Source organism: Aquimarina sp. EL_43 (assembly GCF_943422735.1).
Taxonomy (GTDB): domain Bacteria; phylum Bacteroidota; class Bacteroidia; order Flavobacteriales; family Flavobacteriaceae; genus Aquimarina; species Aquimarina megaterium.
Genome location: NZ_CALSBR010000001.1, coordinates 5,574,707 through 5,592,219, shown reverse-complemented (window position 1 = coordinate 5,592,219; position 17,513 = coordinate 5,574,707). Strand labels below are relative to the sequence as shown.

The following is a 17,513-nucleotide window of genomic DNA, read 5'->3' as shown; positions in this document are numbered from 1 at the left end:
TTTAAAAAACTGGCTGTATTAGGGGAAGCTTAGGGAGAATAATTGCTAAATATAGTTTTTTTTTGAAATATTAAGCAATGTTTTATAGGTTTATATAGCGGGGGATTAGAGTATTTTTAAAAAAATCCACGACAGGGGATTGCCGTGGATTTTAAACCTTACTTTTAATGATTAAATCACATTTTGAAAATTATCTTTTTTAATTTGTATCCATCTATTTTAATTAAATAGGTCTTTGGGTCTATATAATTTTGAATATAATCATCTACTTCTCCTTTGTCTAATAATCTTCCAGACATGTTGTATAGACTATATTTAAGTCCTTGAGGAACTTCTTTTATATGTTTAAAAGTTTTTTGATCTGTAGTTTGTTGACAGGTGTCATCTGCCAAAAATTTATTGATAAAAGTAATTCTTCCTTGCTCTTCTCCTTCTAAGGTTACGGTAGCTGAATCATCAATATCAATGATTCCATTACCTGTTAAATCACCTAGAATTATTAGACAAGCGTTTCTTACTTTGATACGTACTCCAGCTTCAAGATGTAAGCTTTCTGTAATGAAAATAACACCTTCTTCAGAATTTTCGTCCAAACCATCAACTACGGTGTTTTCTGTTACCGACATTAACTTATAAGAAATGTCAATTTTAGTATTTGCAAATGTCATGCTTGTTAATAACAAGGCTAATAAGGGTAGAAATTTTTTCATAAAGTTTGGTTTTGGGGTTGAACTTCAATTTTGTAAGTAATAACTTACTTTAAATGATTTTTTATCGTTGTAAAACACAAAATCAACGACAATATACAATATTTTATGCGAAAAACGTAAATTTTTTGAGTTTAATATTGATTTTTATTTGTGATTAAGATATAGAAATCACGTATGCCCCTTTAATTACGGGTAGTTTAATGAAATCATTTTTTTGGTTTTTTTTAACAATTTTTAAAAGCAACCACCATATTTGTTTGATTTTTAATGAATAATAAATTAAAATACTTTTAGATATGAGTATTCGTTTTATTCATTAGATTTATATTCTTATTCTTAAAATCTAAATTATTTCAGAAATGGTAAAACTGTTGTTGTTTTTTCAACAATTTAGTATATGGTTTAAAATACTGTTAAGTGAGTTATCTAATAACCTAATTAGCCTCTTCCTTATTTTAGCTTTATATTTTGCTTTATGGCATTTTCCTCAAACTATAGATTTATTGTTAATTCTTAATCAAGCAGATGCCTTTTTGTTTGAAGTACCTTTGTATTTTTTCTTACTTATGGTTTCGGCATTTTTAATCTGGAATATACCAAAGTATTTCTACTATTATAATTATAAAGATATTTCGTTTTCTAACCTAATTGGTTTTGTTCCTAATCAACATTATAAATTTCAGGAGAGAAATAAATCGGTGAGATACCATTATTTGGTTAGGGTACATATGAGAAAAGTACTGCCTAGAATATTAGCACTTTTGCTATTAATTATTTCTGCTTTAAGTATTCTTAATGCAATGGAGCTTTTTGAACTTGATAATATCTATACTAATTTTTTAGAGCCAACAGATACACTTATCTACTGTATCTTTTTTCTTCTTCTATTATCAGAACCTACTATATATGGTCATATGCAAGAATTTATTAATAAGATTCCCAAGACCAATGCTTTTATCGTTTTATTATCTGTTGGGTTGATCGTTTTTATTATATCTCTGGGTACTTTAAATACTCAGACAGAAAAAGATTTAGGAAATCTTTTTCTGTCTAATTGCGCACTGGCTTTGTTTTTCTTTATATTATCGTTTAACAGCTATCGATTTTTAAAAGAATTTCCCCAAAAACTCTTTTATGGGATTGTTCTCTTTTCGGGTTTTATGTTATTGTTTTCTTTTCTTGCACTTAATTTTGTTCCCGAATGGGCTAGTAGAATAAACCCTTTATCAATTTTAACATTATCATTATTAAGTTTATTCATGATAAGTTTTGTGTTAATTCTTTTGGGTAAAAAGCTAAAACTACCTTTGTTTTCTATAATTGTTGTTTTATGTTTATTTTCTTCCAGACTTTTTTCAGAAAGTTCAGATCATTACCAACTTACTATAAAACCTTCTGAAGTAAAGAGACCCGCTATGGAGCAATATCTATATCAATGGATAAAAGATAGAATTGATATCATAGAAAAGAGAGAAGGGAAGTTTCCTGCTCTTTTAGTTTCATCAGAAGGAGGAGGATCCAGAGCTGGACTTTGGTCTTTTTTAGTACATAGTTATTTATATGAGAAGTCTAATGGAAGTTATTTTGAGGAAAATTTATTGTCCTTAACAGGAGCATCGGGAGGAAGTGTAGGTAATGCTATGTTTTTTGCAGAAGCGCAACTTGCAATGTATAATAACAAAAAGGCTAGTTTTAAAACTAAGTCGACTGATGGATACCCGGCTTTAAAATATAAAGCAAGCGCAGTGTATAAAGAAAACTATTTATCGGTTTCATTACTTTCACTTTTAGGTAGAGACCTATTTAAAGAAACGACAAGTTTGTTTCGTTTTAAAAATAGAGGGAAGTTGTTAGAAGAACAATGGAGTCATACATACAAGAAATACTTTTCTAAAGAGCCAGATAAAGATATCCTACAGAAAGAGTTTTTATCTTTTTATAACAATAGCACCAATAAAGAAGAGAAGAGAACCTCACCACTTCTACTTATTAATACTACACATACACAGACAGGGAACTATAATGTAATAAGCCCGGTTAAATACGCACATCTAAGGCCACTTACGGGGATGAGAGATTTTATAGAAAATTTACAAAAAAGTTATCCCGATAGCTCTATCAGACTATCGACTGCAATGCGTATAAATGCTGGATTTCCTTATATAACCCCGGTAGGAGAAGTAAAAAAAACTTCTGCTTCAGATAAACAATATTCTGATCAATATGCAGATGCAGGATATTATGATAATGTAGGTGGTATTGTATCCAAGGGTGTTGAAGAAGTTTTTAGGAATGTATTACGGGATTCTTTTCCAGAGTTACAGGATAAGATCAATATCAAGCATATTATTATTGCTAATAGTGAGGAGCGTAAAATCATAAAAACACAAACACAATATAAAGCTCCTTTAACAACATTGCAGAATGTTAGATATGGGCATACTCAGGAAATTATCAAAAAACTAGGGAGTAAGTATATCATAAAATTACAGCCAACCATGATACCGCTTTCTTTCTCAGAACCAGAAAATAAGGAAGAAGAAGTTCTTATGATTAAACCAGTTTTACCACTAGGCCGATACCTGTCAACTGTTGCGGTTAGGTCTATGGAAGCACGATTGAATGAGGTAAAACCACAATTAGACGCAATTTTAACAGTAAACTAGGACAGTTGTCATTTTTTTTCGTATTTTTGTCGTAAAATATATAGCTATGAGCGCAGTATCTCCATTAGATTTTGATAGTTTTGAAAATAAAGGTTTATTACGATACCTAAATATAGACATCCCTTTACGTAATATGTATGATTTTATCGAGTTATCAAGAAATGGGATAGATAAAAAAGCATTGCTACATCTTGCTAAGACTATTGGTTTTGATCTTAAAGAGCTGGCACATATACTTCATATGTCTGAACGCACTATCCAGCGTTATGATTTAAATAAAAAATTAGGAACAGAAGCTAGTGCTAGAGTATTACAGTTGGCTAAGCTTTATGCAAAAGGAGAAAATATTTTTGGAGATCTTTCTCGTTTTAAAGATTGGATGGGACATCCAAGTGTGGCATTAGCCATGAAAAAACCAAAAGAGTTATTAGATACTACGTTTGGTTTTCAGTTACTTAATGAAGAATTAGTTAGAATAGAACATGGAATTTTTGCCTAATGCGAGTATATCGAATAGCTAAACAAAAATATATAAAAGACCTTACCGGAATTGGAGCAAAAACAGTAGGAGGAAGATGGAATCCTAAAGGAGTCGCCGTTTTGTATACTAGTACTACAGCAGCACTTTCTGCTCTCGAAGTACTGGCTCATTTGCCAGCTGCATATTTTCCAGATGATATGTCGATTGCTACGATAGAAGTTCCCGATGCATTAATTACCACAATAGACATAGAAAAGATACCAGATAATTGGAATCAAATTCCTGTACCTATCGAGATTCAAAATTTTGTGATGCCGTGGATCGCAGAAGAACAATATCTAGGGCTTAAAGTCCCTAGTATTATAATTCCGAAAGAAAAAAACCTTCTAGTCAATCCAATGCATCCTAAATTTGATAAAGTAAAACTTCTTGATGTCGAACCATTTTGTTTTGATACCCGGTTATTAAAATAAAATCCTTTGGGTAAATCTTATTTTTTCGTTAAAACTCTATCCAAAATTCATCAACATATTTCATTTTGTATAAATTACCAGCTTAATGTGCGTAACGAATTTTCGGTTCAAACGTCATACTTACTAATAACTAATCTTAATTTAATAACAGAATGAGTATAAAAATGAAAAATGTTTACTTTTTGGCTGCATTTATTTTTGCTTTTGTGAGTTGTAAAAACGAAACAAAAAAAAGCGATAGCGATAGCGAAGTAGTAGCTGAAGTAGAAAAGATTCCCGGCATAGTTCTGGAAAACATGGACACCAGTATAAGTCCTAAAGATGATTTCTATAGCTATGTTAATGGAAGTTGGATGAAAAACACTAAAATTCCTGAAGACAGAACACGATGGGGAGGCTTTGGGGTTTTAAGAAAGAAAACAGATGATGATGTGCTTAAGATTATGGAAGAAGCAAAATCCAGTGGTAAATATGCCGCAGGAACTGATCAGCATAAGGCTCTGGTTATCTTCGAATCTATAATGGATACAATAGCAAGAAATAAAGCTGGTATAACTCCATTACAGCCAACACTAGATAAAATAGCTGCGATAAAGAATATCCAGGACTTACAATCTGTATTAGCAACAGAAACAGCTGCTTCTGCACCGTTTTTAGGGTTTACTTCTTTTCCAGATTTAAATAATAGTGATATAAATGCTCCATATGTAACTACTGGTGGTTTAGGATTACCAGATCGTGATTACTATTTGGATCAGGATGAAAAGTCTAAAGAAATTAGAGGACAATATGTGGATCATATTACAAGAATGCTTCAGTTTATTGGGGATACCGAAGATCAGGCACATAAAGCAGCAGAAAAGATTTTAGATATCGAAACCAAATTAGCCGAACCTAGATTAGATAAAGTTCAAAGTCGTGATGCTCGTAACTTTAATAATCCAAGAAGTATGGCTCAACTTTCAGAAATGACTCCAGCAGTAGATTGGAATAAATTATTGAAAGATCTTGGTGTTAAACAACAACTGGATACGGTTATGGTGTTGCAACCAAAATATATGAAAGCTTTACAAGGAGTGTTAACAGGAACAGATATTGAAGATCTTAAAACCGTAATGCGTTGGTCTACTTTAAATAGTGCAACTGGATCTCTTTCTACAGAAATAGAAAAAGCAAACTGGGATTTTTATAGCAAAACACTTAGAGGTGCAAAAAAACAAAGACCACTTGATGAACGTGCATTAGGTGCAGTAAATGGTTCTGTAGGAGAAGCTATTGGGCAATTGTATGTTGATGCTAAATTTCCACCTGAAGCAAAAGCTAAGGCAGAGAAAATGATTGCGAATGTAATCAAAGCTTATCAAAAAAGAATCGAAGTATTAGAATGGATGAGTGATAGCACAAAAGCTAAAGCTATAGAGAAATTAGATAAGTTTACTGTTAAAATTGGATATCCAAATAAATGGGAAGATTATTCTACACTTGATGTAAAAGAAGGGAATTCTAATTTTGATAATGCAATGGCAGTATCAAAATGGCAATTCGAAAAGTCAATCGATGAAATAGGAAAGCCGGTAGATAAAGCAGAGTGGGGAATGTCTCCTCAAACCGTAAATGCATATTTCAATCCTTTACTTAATGAAATTGTATTCCCGGCAGCTATACTTCAGCCACCATTCTATAATTATACAGCAGACGAAGCAGTTAATTACGGAGGTATCGGAGCCGTTATTGGTCATGAAATATCACATGCTTTTGATGATTCTGGAGCTCGTTTTGATGCAGAAGGAAATCTTAAAAACTGGTGGACAGAAGATGATCTTAAAGCTTTTACTGAAAGAGGAGATGCTTTAGCAGAACAATATAGTGCTATTGAAGTGTTAGATAGTGTATTTGTAAATGGTAAATTTACACTAGGAGAGAATATAGGAGATTTAGGAGGTGTGTTAGGAGCTTATGATGGATTACAGATGTATTTTGCAGAAAATGGAAGACCAGAAGATATTGATGGATTTACTGCAGAACAGCGTTTCTTTATGTCTTGGGCTACCGTATGGAGAACAAAGATTCGTGAAGATGCTTTAAGAACTCAAATTAAGACAGATCCGCATTCACCTGGTACAACACGTGCTATCCAACCTTTATTAAATGTTAAAGCCTTTTATGAAGCTTTTGATATAAAAGAAGGTGACAAAATGTATTTGGCACCAGAAAAACGAGTACATATTTGGTAAAAATATAATATGTAATGTATTAAAACCCTGCTCTATAGCAGGGTTTTTTTGTTTATATAGATTGATCTTCTTTAACTTCATTCATTAATAAAAATGCCTTATTAACATATTCTTTTTCTAAAAATAAGGTGAAGTAGTTTGAAGTAGAAATAACTTCAAAAACAGGAATGCCTTCATAAGCCAATAGCTTAAAAATATAAAAATACAAACCAATTACTTTAGAATTGTCTTCGGGTAGCGCTATAGAAATAGAAGATAAGTCATCTGCAACAGAGATGCATACTTCATTTTTAAAATGTTTCTCAACAGTAGATTTAAGTGACGAAGACACTAATATATTACTTTCTTGAAAATTACTAGAGTATGTAAAATAAGCTTTTGTTTCGTTTTTTACACTTTCCAAAAGATTACTCTGGCTGGTTAAAATACTATTAGAGTTTAAAAATGTATACTCGGTTATCCCTGATCGTACCATAATATCACCAAGATTCCTTAAATTATCGATGTGTTTTATTTTTTTTGGATGGTAACGCCTTAATGCCATCACAATAGAACCTGGTTTAACAGGCTTTTTCATGATTTTTTCTACTTTAGGTAATAGATCGACAGCCAACGAACTGAAATTAATAATGTCCCTTGATAGTGCGTCCTCTAGAAAAGGCTGATGCCTTAAAATATTGTGTACACAATCTGTAATTGTTTTCATTGTTACATATTTAACATTCTGTGCAAATTTATGCTTTTTCTTTTAAAATATTTATTATTTGTGAGTTATTAATTAACTATGCAGTGTTAAAAACAAATGAAAAAGCAAGATTGATGAAAATTTTAAAGTTTGGAGGAACTTCTGTAGGATCTGTTGAAAACCTTAATAAGGTAAAGGAAATTTTGATCTCTGATCAAGAAAATAAAATTGTAGTTTGTTCTGCAATGTCGGGTGTTACAGATCAGTTAATTCGACTGGTAGAAAATGTGAAATTTAATGATGTTGATGCCATTACAAGAAATTTACATCGATTAGAAAGTAAACACAGTGATGTTATTGATGAATTAATCGAGAATCAGGAAACAAGAAATGTGCTTAAAGACGGTTTGTCTGCAATGATCACAGAAATGTTTGAGATCTCTAGTCAAGAGTATTCAGAAGTTGTCAATTCTAAGCTTATTACCTTTGGAGAAGCGCTTTTGACATATATATTTTCTGAATTCTTAAATGCCGAGGGTATATCTAATGTTTTACTAGATGCAAAAGAGTTTATGTATGTGGGTTCTGTTGAAAATCCAAACATTAGCAAGGTTGGTGAAAAATTGAATAAAGTAATAGAAAGTAATACCCACACATCTTTATATATAACTCAAGGGTTTGTATGTAGAAACGAGGTAGAGCAAATTAGTCATTTAAAAAGAGGAGGTAGTGATTATACTGCTACAATTATTGGAGCTGCATTAAATGCTTCAGAGGTACAGATATGGACCGATATCGATGGGTTGCATAATAATGACCCAAGATATGTTGAAGAAACACACCCGATCTCCCATCTTACGTATAATGAAGCAGCAGAATTAGCATATTTTGGTGCCAAAATACTTCACCCTCAAACCGTTTCTCCGGTTGTAGGTAAAGATATACCAGTACTTCTTAAAAATACATTTGATCCAGAAGCACCGGGAACAGTAATTTCTAATAAAACATATCGAAAAGGGTTGAAAGCAATTTCTGCAAAAGATGGAATTACAGCGATTAAGATCAAGTCGAATCGAATGTTGATGGCTCATGGATATTTAAGAAGAATTTTTGAAGTTTTTGATAACTACCACACTTCAATTGATATGATTACCACTTCAGAGATTGCGATATCGTTAACAATTGATAATACAAGCAATCTGGATGAAATCGTAAAAGAAATAGAAACCTACGCAGAAATAACTGTAGAGAAAGATCATAGTATCATATGTATTGTAGGAGAATCTGTTATCAATGATAAGAATTCATATAGGCTTTTTGAAATATTAAATTTCATACCGGTACGTATGGTATCTTATGGAGGAAGCAATAACAATATATCTATTTTGGTAGATACCAAAGACAAAATACCAACATTAAAGTTTTTAAATAAAAAGCTGTTTCAAGCAACCGTAGAAGCAGTTGTATGATTGTTTGTTATGTAATTTTATACATAAAATAAGTAGGGCATAAGCTTGGGATATTATATCATACGTAATATATCTTTATAAGGCGAGGGCCCTACTTTTCAATTCTTATCTTTTAATATCTAAACAAGGAAGACTGTAAAATACGTATCTAAAGTATTTCGAATACAAAATCCCAGTTTCATTTTTTAAAACTCATCGTACGTATGTTTGCATGTATGTAAAACATAACACATGCTTACAAAAGTTTATGGGAGTGCTGTTTTTGGAGTTGAGGCAACATCCATTACGGTCGAGGTGAATATCGATAAAGGAATAGGGTATCACCTTGTAGGGTTACCAGACAATGCGATACGAGAAAGTAGTTATCGTATAGCTGCTGCTTTACAAAACAATGGGTACAAATTACCAGGAAAGAAAATAACCATTAATATGGCTCCTGCAGACTTAAGAAAAGAAGGGTCTGCATATGATCTTACCCTGGCTTTAGGAATTCTTGCAGCAAGTTCGCAAATTAAGGGAGGTGCAATTTCAGAATATTTGATTATGGGAGAACTATCTCTGGATGGGAGTTTACAACCTATTAAAGGAGCACTACCTATTGCTATCAAAGCGCGCGAAGAAGGGTTTAAAGGATTTATACTTCCAAAACAAAATGCTAAAGAAGCAGCGATTGTCGATCATTTAGAAGTATACGGAGTAGAAAATATCAGAGAAGTAATTGACTATTTTGATGAGAAAGGAGAGCTTGAACAAACTATTGTAGATACCAGAGAAGAATTTTATATGGCACTGGATAATCCTGAGTTTGACTTTGCAGATGTAAAAGGGCAGGAAAGTATAAAACGATGTATGGAGATCGCTGCTGCGGGAGGACATAATATTATATTGGTAGGCCCGCCGGGAAGTGGTAAAACGATGCTAAGTAAAAGGTTACCTAGCATTTTACCACCTATGTCATTACAAGAAGCCCTAGAAACAACCAAGATACATAGTGTAGTAGGGCGTATTAAAGATAATATAGGATTGATGGCACAACGACCGTTTCGTAGTCCGCATCATACCATATCAAATGTAGCACTAGTAGGTGGTGGAAGTTATCCTCAACCCGGAGAAATCTCACTATCTCATAATGGAGTATTGTTTTTAGATGAATTACCAGAATTTAAAAGAGAAGTACTAGAAGTAATGCGCCAACCTCTCGAAGATAGAGAAGTAACCATTTCGAGAGCAAAATTTACGGTAACCTATCCTTCAAGTTTTATGTTGGTTGCAAGTATGAACCCTAGTCCGGGAGGGTATTTTAATGATCCGAATGCACCTGTAACCTCTTCTCCAGCAGAGATGCAACGCTACCTTAGTAAAATTTCGGGTCCGTTATTAGATAGAATAGATATTCATATAGAAGTTACACCAGTACCTTTTAATAAACTTAGCGAAGAAAGACGAGGAGAGTCTAGTGTTGAAATAAGAAAACGAGTAATTGAAGCGCGAAATATACAAACCCAAAGATTCGCAGAATTGCAAAATATTCATTACAACGCACAGATGGGAGTAAAGCAAATCAGAGCATACTGTGCCTTAGACAGTGCTTCTAAAGAACTACTAAAAACTGCAATGGAACGATTAAACCTTTCTGCCAGAGCATACGATCGTATTCTAAAAGTATCCCGAACTATTGCAGACCTCGAAAAATCAGAATCAATTTTGGGAGATCATATTTCTGAAGCCATACAATATAGAAGCTTGGATCGTGATGGATGGCTAGGGTAAAGTTTTTTAGCACCATGAAATCACGAAATTGAAAGTGATTTTTAGAATTTAGCCTGATCATTCTATAATTTGATTGGAATAAATTATTTATAATAACCATTTCTTAAGGCATAAACAGCAAGCCCTACTCTCGTTTTGAGTTCTAATTTTTCAAATAAACTATCTCTGTAATTTTCTATGGTTCTGGGGCTACAAAACATCTTTTCTGAAATTTCTCTATAGGTCATTTCTGTAGGTGTATATTTGAGAAACTCTATTTCTCTCTCGGATAATTTGGTTTTTATATTAGCACTTATTGTATTGTCACTGATAGAGGTAAGTATTTTACTGGTAGCCCAGTCTGGAAAAAAATATCCTTTATCAACTAATTGATTTAATGCTTTTTTTAATTCACCAGGATTAGTATTCTTTAGTAAATATCCCTTTGCTCCATTCTTTATCATTTTAATCAAACTTTGTTCATCATTTTGCATACTTAAAACCATTACTAGAACTTTTGGATACGTTTCCTTTAACCATTTTGATGTTTCGAAACCATCCATAATTGGCATACTAATATCTAATAAAACAATATCAGGAATAGGCTTTGTTTTAATTTTGTCTTGAAAATCTTTCCCATTTTCGCAAGCATACAAAACTTCAAATTGATCGAAATTTGAAATAAAATCGCTTAAGGCATTAGCTATTAGAATATGATCATCAACTATGACAATAGTATGTTTCATCTAAATAGGAATTATTAAAGTTAATTTTGTGCCATTTTTTGTATTACTTTCTAAATTAAAAATTCCATCAATCATTTCCGTTCTCTTCTTCATGTTTTTTATTCCAATACCGTTTGTTTTTAAGTTTTCTACATCAAATCCCTTACCATCGTCTTGTAATTTTAAATGTAATTTACCTTCATTTTCATATAGCGAGATATCTATATTTTTACAACCGGCATGTTTTATACTATTTTGGATAAACTCCTGTGTTATTCTTAATAAAATACTTTTAACTTCATATAATTTAGGTGTATGTTCCAGGTTATTCTTAAAACGAACCCTGTATTTTTTTAAATTGTTTGCCTTTCTACATTCATTTTCTATCAAATCAGAAATTGAATTATTATCTATAGTATCATCCATCAGAGATTTTGAAAGATGTCTCAATTCATCGAGCGACTCACTAATAATAGTATTAATATTGGCAATGCTATTATTAATTTGAGGGGCTTTGTTTTCAAAAGTTAATTGTTGTAAATACAAACTAGACAAAGTAAGTTTTTGCCCTACATTATCATGTATTTCTCTACCTATAGATTTCATTGTTTGAACCTGTATTTCCATTTGTGTCTTTAAAAGCTCCTTTTTATGTAGTATATCAATGGTTTTGATTTGTTCTATATATGCTTTCTTTTTTCTATGATATTCACGAATGAAAACGACTATCGCCCCGATAAAGGCAATAAAAATTACATTAAAAATGATTAACATTATTTTAAATGATGTTTCCCCCATATAAAAGAAGCTGTAAATAATAAATATATGACATAATTAGACACTAAAAAATACAGATAATATGCATTCCATATTTCTATATATGGTTCTTTTGAAAGTACATCATAAAAGGCAAAGTATGGATATGTTCCAATATAAAATAATATGACCCCAACATTAATATAAAACATTTTATTTTTAGTGAACTCAAGAATATTATCGTTCTTGATTTGCTTAATAAATTCTAAAACAACAAGAAATGTAAGTAGTATTGTGCCTGCGGTTAGATTTATAGAATAAACTAAATTAATTTTTCCGAAATAAAGTTCTATCGGTAAATAGGTCGATAAATAAATAAAGGAAAAAAAATAAAATAATTTTCTGTTATTTAGAGATTTGTAAGCATATAACCAAAAAAGAAAAAGGTATTGAATAGGAATCCCGATAAAAGCATAATATTTTATATTTATACTATCTAATGAATAAGTATTAAGGGTCCAAAAAGATTCCTGAATAAAAATAAAAATTAAATATATCGAAAGCCATTTCCAATACGAGTTTCTCAACCTAAATATATATATAAAACCTACTATGGCAGCGAAAAGTTGCAATACCAATAATATTTTGTGCATGATTGGATAATAATTCAACATTTTTTTTAATTAAAAACCAAAACCTTCTTCTTTTTTTGGAGGAAACAAACCTCCATGATTTCGACCTAATATACTATCCCCACCATTTGGTTTTAATCTAGGCATTAAGTTTAAACCAAAAGTAGGGAACTCTGATGTGGAACCATATTTAATGGTGTCTTGAAATCCATGGTCGTAGGTTATTGTGTCTAATGGATTAAAATCTACATCTGTATTATCAATTTTTATTGTTGGTATCATTACTAAAGTATGTTTTATTTCATATTGCATTGTTTCTGGATGATTCATATAACCATTTAAATAACCATGGTATTTAGGTGTATTCTCCCAGGTATCTTTAGATGGATAACTTGCATAATAGATTCGAATTCCTAAATCTTCTTTAGATTTCGAAGAATTATTTTCTATTGTCACGGATTCAATCTGATATATAAATTTTTTTAATGTTTCTAAATCAAACCAAATAGCTCTAGCATCATCTATTTTCAATCCTTCGTTGATTTTAGCTAATTGTCTAGTTTTGTAGCCATTTACCATATCATGAACCAATCCAACAGGTATTTTACTGATTGGATCACTAGTATAATTAAGACAAATAGTTTTGTCAAAAGCTGGATCTACTTTTTGTTTTTTACAACCACTAAAAATTATAAAAGCTACTATTCCTATAAATACTAATAAAGTTACGATTCTTTTTTTCATAATACTTTGTTTTGAGTTACTGAAATTATTTTTAAATGCCTCACAAAGAAACAATTAACTGGTGGTTTCTGATAAGGTGATCTAACTTAAATCCACAGGGTTAAATGACCCAATTAAATTACGCTAACACACTGCCTAGTTTTGGGTTAATGAGTCATCGATTTAAAAAGAAGGCTTCACGAAATTTGGAATACAAATTATTAGCAAATATTTATTTCTATGATCTCTAGTGGTTTAGCATAGAGTCAGAAAATTATCAATTGTTTAACTTAATACATAAGAAAATGAATTTGCCAAAGTCTTTTTTTGATCCAGGTACGTACCAACTTACCACAATAGCAAGAACTTATTTAAAGGATTTTTTACAAAATCAAGAACTGTCAAAGCTCAGGAATCTGGTAGGATATACTCCAGATCCAGATGAGCCTTACCCAATAACATGGCCACGACCCATTGGTTGGAGAAATTATTTTCATGTAAGATCCGGAATTGAAGGCTTGTCAGGTCCCCCATGGCCAGAACCTTGCATAAATTGTTCAAAGTGGTTTAATAATACTGTAGGTTATCCTGTTCCTGATGATATAAACCCTTGGCCTTGGCCACTAGGTCCGCTAGTCAAAGATTTAGTAAATGATAAGATACATGATCTTGTTAGTAAATCTCCAGGAAAGAATGATTCTTATAATTTTATTGATGTAATAAAAAAAGAAAACATTGTAGAAGAAGTTTTAAGTGAATTATGTGAAAACCTTGGGGTTGCTCAAAAAGAAATTTCAATGAAATTGAAAGCTTTAAAAAATTCAGAAAACAAATAAATAAAACTTACGACCAGGATTATGCGCTGAAATTTCCTAATGAAGTCAAAATTTCAGTGCATGATTTGGGTAAATCACTAAATCATGAAAACACTTTTTTTATTTCAGTTAATAGTACTTGTTCTATTCATAACTAATTTGAACGCTCAATTAGAGGGGAAATATTATATAGAATCAGAATTTGAAGACAAATACCTCGACATTGAATTGCATATGTCAGTTAATGGCACACCACTTAACTTAAGAAATGGTAGTAATGATGTCACTCAACGATTTAATTTAGAGGATGCAGGCAATGGATATTTTTATATCAAATCTGACCTTGGAAAATATGTTCATATAGAAAACAATTCCTCCAATTCTAATGCTAAGGTTGTTCTTTGGGAAGGGAAGGGGAATTCTAATACAAAATGGAAGTTTAATGATATAGGAGATGGTTATTACTCTATTCAATCTAAAAAAGGAACGTACATGATTAATCAATGGGGAAAACGTACTGAAGGAACTAGAATAGTCATGTGGAAAAGATACGGTTCTGCTTGGAAACTTAAAACTATAAAGAAAGGAGAAAAGGTAAATCAATTAATTCGAATAAGCGTCTCTGATATGTCTTTTAAATCCTTTCATAACAATGATTGCTCGAGGTTACAAGGTTCTCTTATCGTACGAATCAAGAACATAGATAACTTAGAGTATTATAATCCAACAAAAAATACTTTAGCTCCATCTGTTAATTATGTTGGGGATTACAACTCCAATTTGTTATTGTTTAACGGAACCTTAAACAAGGATTACCATAAAAGAAATATCAACAAACTGAATAATTATGCTCATAATGTTGATTTTATAGTAAACCTTAATGACTATATTTCTGGTAAACTTCAACTTGAATTGTCGAGTAATATTTGGGGTTGTCATAAAACATGCGACTTGTGCTCTGGCTATCATTGTAAGGTAAGATATAATGAAATAAGGTTTATAAGTGGCTATGCAATAAGGTCGACGACACTAAAAATGAAACCACACTCATCTTCAAATTTCTTTATTAAAGCTCAGGATGGACATCAGATAAAAGGTAAAATATCAATGATTAACCTTAATTAATCTTTGCAGAGGTAATTTATTGTCTTTCTCTGAATTTATTATGATAAGTTTCAAATAAAAATAAATTTAGTAGTATGTATTTCAAAAGCAGAACCAAATACTCAATACGAGATAAGTACAAATTTTGTTCCTAGAATAACTTCTGAAAATAATAACTAAAAGTATCCCGAACTATTGCAGATCTCGAAAAATCAGAATCAATTTTGGGAGATCATATTTCTGAAACCATACAATATAGAAGCTTGGATCGTGATGGATGGCTAAGGTAATCATAGAAAGCAATAAGAAAATAAGTTTTATTTGTGTTAATTAAGATATGATTTTAGAAATATAAATGTACATTTCTTTAATTATTAAAATTCAATTTGTAACAAAGAACTATAATAATAGTCCTACATATAATTGAAGATGATATGAAAATTTAACTCTTTAAAACCAATGATCTTATTTTCACTATCTCATTTCCCAAAATCAATTTTATCAGTTTTTGGTAATTCTGAATACTGTAGATATTACCTTGTCTTTTATGTTTTTACTATATGCTCTGGTATTGCAATCGGACAAAATAAAGCAGAGAAAAAAGAGGAGACATATTCGATTTCAGAAAAAGAAAAACGATTTATTACTCAATCTGATTCTATAAAAAAAATAGAAAATTTTATTCAAAACACATTTTCTGAAGAGAAAGATACTATAAAAGGTTTAGCGTACTGTAAGGCTTTTTTACAAAGAGGAAAAATACAAGAAGATTATAATATTCAGTATTTTTCAAGTTATCAGATCGCATACATAGAATACATACGTTCTCATCATAGTAATACAATAAAAAATGCCTACATATCTGTTAAATCCGCAGAAAAAATGAAGGATACCATAAAGATTTTTGGAAGCCATAGTTTGCTGGGAAGTAGTTACTATGTTCTTGGAGCGTATGAAGAATCACTACAATCTTATCTTAGAGCCAAAGAGCTTTCTAGAGGCATACAGAATTTATCATATAAGTTGATAAGTCATACCAATATAGCCAATGTGCGTATGAAATTAAAACGATACAAAGATGCAATTGGTGAATACGATTTAGTACTTAAAACCTTAGAAAAAGAAACAAAAGATAATTTTGTTCAATACAAAAATACCTACCTAAGTTCATTATTAGGAAAAGGCAAATGCCTGGCAGAAATCCATAAGCTTGATGAGGCATTAAAAACTAATGATCAGGGTGTTTTATTGGCAGAGAATTACGACTTACCTATATACAAAAGCTATTTTTATATTAACCTTGGAGATATCTATTATAAAAAAGAAGAATACCATAAAGCACTCGGGTTTCTTAAGCAAGGAAAAGATATTTTTATAAACAATACAGGAGGGCAACAAACCAATTTGTATATAGCCAATTACTACATGGCAAGGTGTTTATATCAGCAAAAGAAATATGATGAAACAATTTCTCTATTAAATGAAAATTTTGACCTGATTGGTGATAACATAGAGGCAGATAAAATAGAAAATATGTATAGGCTGGCTATCGAAACATCAAAAATGATGGGCGATCAGGAAAAACAGATAGCGTATTATGATAGACTTCAAAATATTATTCAGGTAAAAAGTGACAAAAGATTAGTGGCTAAAGATTTATTGTATGAAGACGACTTAGAAGATTTTAAAATCGAAAACAATAAACTGGCAAGTGAAAAAACAAAAAGTGTGACAAGTAAGAAAATTATTGTAACTATATCCATAGTATTGATTACAGCGCTATTGTCCGTTTTTTTGGTATATCGAAGAAAGACTAAAATAAAAGAACAAAAGTTTCTAAAAATAATCGAGGATATTAAAGAGAAAAAATCTTTAGATCAAGACCTGGAACACCCGATTCGAGAAGTGAAAATAAAAGATGAAAAATCAGAAAAAATTCTCAAGAAACTTCAAGAATTAGAAAATACTCATTTTTATATTTCACAAGACTGTAATTTGTATTCAACAGCAAAATTACTTCATACCAATACGACCTACTTATCAAAAGCCTTAAACGAAATAAAAAAGAAGTCATTTAATCAATATCTTAATGAATTAAGAATAGATTATGCCTTGCTAAAACTTAAAGAAGATCCAATGTTTAGATCTTATACCATCAGGGCTGTAGCAAAGGAAACAGGTTATAAAAGTGCCACTACATTTATTAAAGTTTTTAAAAGTAAAACCGGACTAAATCCGGCATATTACATTAAGAAACTAGAGCTGAGCTAGTGGTTTATTGTTTAAATTTA

Annotated in this window: 14 protein-coding genes and 1 pseudogene; 10 read left to right on the top strand and 5 right to left on the bottom strand. The window is 31.2% G+C overall.

Going from position 1 to position 17,513, the window contains the following annotated elements; translation table 11 throughout:
- Window positions 1-176: 176 nt before the first annotated feature.
- A complete protein-coding gene (locus NNL09_RS23845) occupies window positions 177-710 on the bottom strand; it encodes a hypothetical protein (protein WP_152538268.1) in 534 nt (177 codons plus the stop codon).
- A 359-nt stretch (window positions 711-1,069) separates the two neighbouring features.
- Here NNL09_RS23845 and NNL09_RS23840 point away from each other — a divergent pair, with 359 nt between their 5' ends.
- The 4 genes from NNL09_RS23840 to NNL09_RS23825 all read left to right on the top strand — a co-directional run bounded on the left by NNL09_RS23840 (window position 1,070) and on the right by NNL09_RS23825 (window position 6,564).
- The gene (locus NNL09_RS23840; RefSeq protein WP_196911489.1) at window positions 1,070-3,376 is read left to right on the top strand and encodes a hypothetical protein; all 2,307 of its coding nucleotides are present in this window, start codon (window positions 1,070-1,072) and stop codon (window positions 3,374-3,376) included.
- 46 nt (window positions 3,377-3,422) lie between these two features.
- Entirely contained in the window at window positions 3,423-3,875 is a 453-nt protein-coding gene (locus NNL09_RS23835) for an antitoxin Xre-like helix-turn-helix domain-containing protein (protein ID WP_025664116.1), read from the top strand.
- A complete protein-coding gene (locus NNL09_RS23830; protein ID WP_025664117.1) occupies window positions 3,875-4,330 on the top strand; it encodes an RES family NAD+ phosphorylase in 456 nt (151 codons plus the stop codon). The genes NNL09_RS23835 and NNL09_RS23830 overlap by 1 nt, the downstream gene beginning before the upstream one ends.
- A 164-nt stretch (window positions 4,331-4,494) precedes the next feature.
- Window positions 4,495-6,564, top strand: coding sequence for a M13 family metallopeptidase (locus tag NNL09_RS23825; RefSeq protein WP_081748218.1), 2,070 nt, complete (start codon window positions 4,495-4,497; stop codon window positions 6,562-6,564).
- A gap of 52 nt (window positions 6,565-6,616) precedes the next feature.
- On the opposite strand, the gene NNL09_RS23820 is transcribed toward NNL09_RS23825, so the two are convergent.
- Window positions 6,617-7,270, bottom strand: a complete 654-nt coding sequence (locus NNL09_RS23820) for a hypothetical protein (RefSeq protein ID WP_025664119.1) — start codon at window positions 7,268-7,270, stop codon at window positions 6,617-6,619.
- A 113-nt stretch (window positions 7,271-7,383) separates the two neighbouring features.
- Here NNL09_RS23820 and NNL09_RS23815 point away from each other — a divergent pair, with 113 nt between their 5' ends.
- Window positions 7,384-8,718, top strand: coding sequence for an aspartate kinase (locus NNL09_RS23815; protein ID WP_196911490.1), 1,335 nt, complete (start codon window positions 7,384-7,386; stop codon window positions 8,716-8,718).
- A 231-nt stretch (window positions 8,719-8,949) separates the two neighbouring features.
- A complete protein-coding gene (locus NNL09_RS23810; RefSeq protein WP_196911491.1) occupies window positions 8,950-10,488 on the top strand; it encodes a YifB family Mg chelatase-like AAA ATPase in 1,539 nt (512 codons plus the stop codon).
- 83 nt (window positions 10,489-10,571) lie between these two features.
- On the opposite strand, the gene NNL09_RS23805 is transcribed toward NNL09_RS23810, so the two are convergent.
- The 3 genes from NNL09_RS23805 to NNL09_RS23795 form a co-directional block, all read right to left on the bottom strand.
- Window positions 10,572-11,213: a response regulator transcription factor gene (locus tag NNL09_RS23805; protein ID WP_196911492.1), complete on the bottom strand. Its 642-nt coding sequence runs from the start codon at window positions 11,211-11,213 to the stop codon at window positions 10,572-10,574.
- Window positions 11,214-11,990, bottom strand: coding sequence for a sensor histidine kinase (locus NNL09_RS23800; protein WP_196911493.1), 777 nt, complete (start codon window positions 11,988-11,990; stop codon window positions 11,214-11,216). It abuts the gene before it with no gap.
- Window positions 11,991-12,631: 641 nt separating this feature from the next.
- Window positions 12,632-13,324 carry a hypothetical protein gene (locus NNL09_RS23795; RefSeq protein ID WP_196911494.1) on the bottom strand — a complete coding sequence of 231 codons (693 nt, stop codon included), beginning with the start codon at window positions 13,322-13,324 and terminating at the stop codon, window positions 12,632-12,634.
- Between the two features lie 284 nt (window positions 13,325-13,608).
- Here NNL09_RS23795 and NNL09_RS23790 point away from each other — a divergent pair, with 284 nt between their 5' ends.
- The 4 genes and pseudogenes from NNL09_RS23790 to NNL09_RS23780 all read left to right on the top strand — a co-directional run bounded on the left by NNL09_RS23790 (window position 13,609) and on the right by NNL09_RS23780 (window position 17,493).
- The gene (locus tag NNL09_RS23790; protein WP_196911495.1) at window positions 13,609-14,139 is read left to right on the top strand and encodes a hypothetical protein; all 531 of its coding nucleotides are present in this window, start codon (window positions 13,609-13,611) and stop codon (window positions 14,137-14,139) included.
- Window positions 14,140-14,223: 84 nt separating this feature from the next.
- Window positions 14,224-15,243, top strand: a complete 1,020-nt coding sequence (locus tag NNL09_RS23785) for an RICIN domain-containing protein (protein ID WP_196911496.1) — start codon at window positions 14,224-14,226, stop codon at window positions 15,241-15,243.
- Window positions 15,244-15,398: 155 nt separating this feature from the next.
- Window positions 15,399-15,512, top strand: a pseudogene (locus NNL09_RS26235) (ATP-binding protein); the annotation flags it as partial.
- Window positions 15,513-15,681: 169 nt separating this feature from the next.
- Complete coding sequence (locus NNL09_RS23780; RefSeq protein WP_196911497.1) at window positions 15,682-17,493, top strand: AraC family transcriptional regulator; 1,812 nt, start codon at window positions 15,682-15,684, stop codon at window positions 17,491-17,493.
- Window positions 17,494-17,513: the final 20 nt, after the last annotated feature.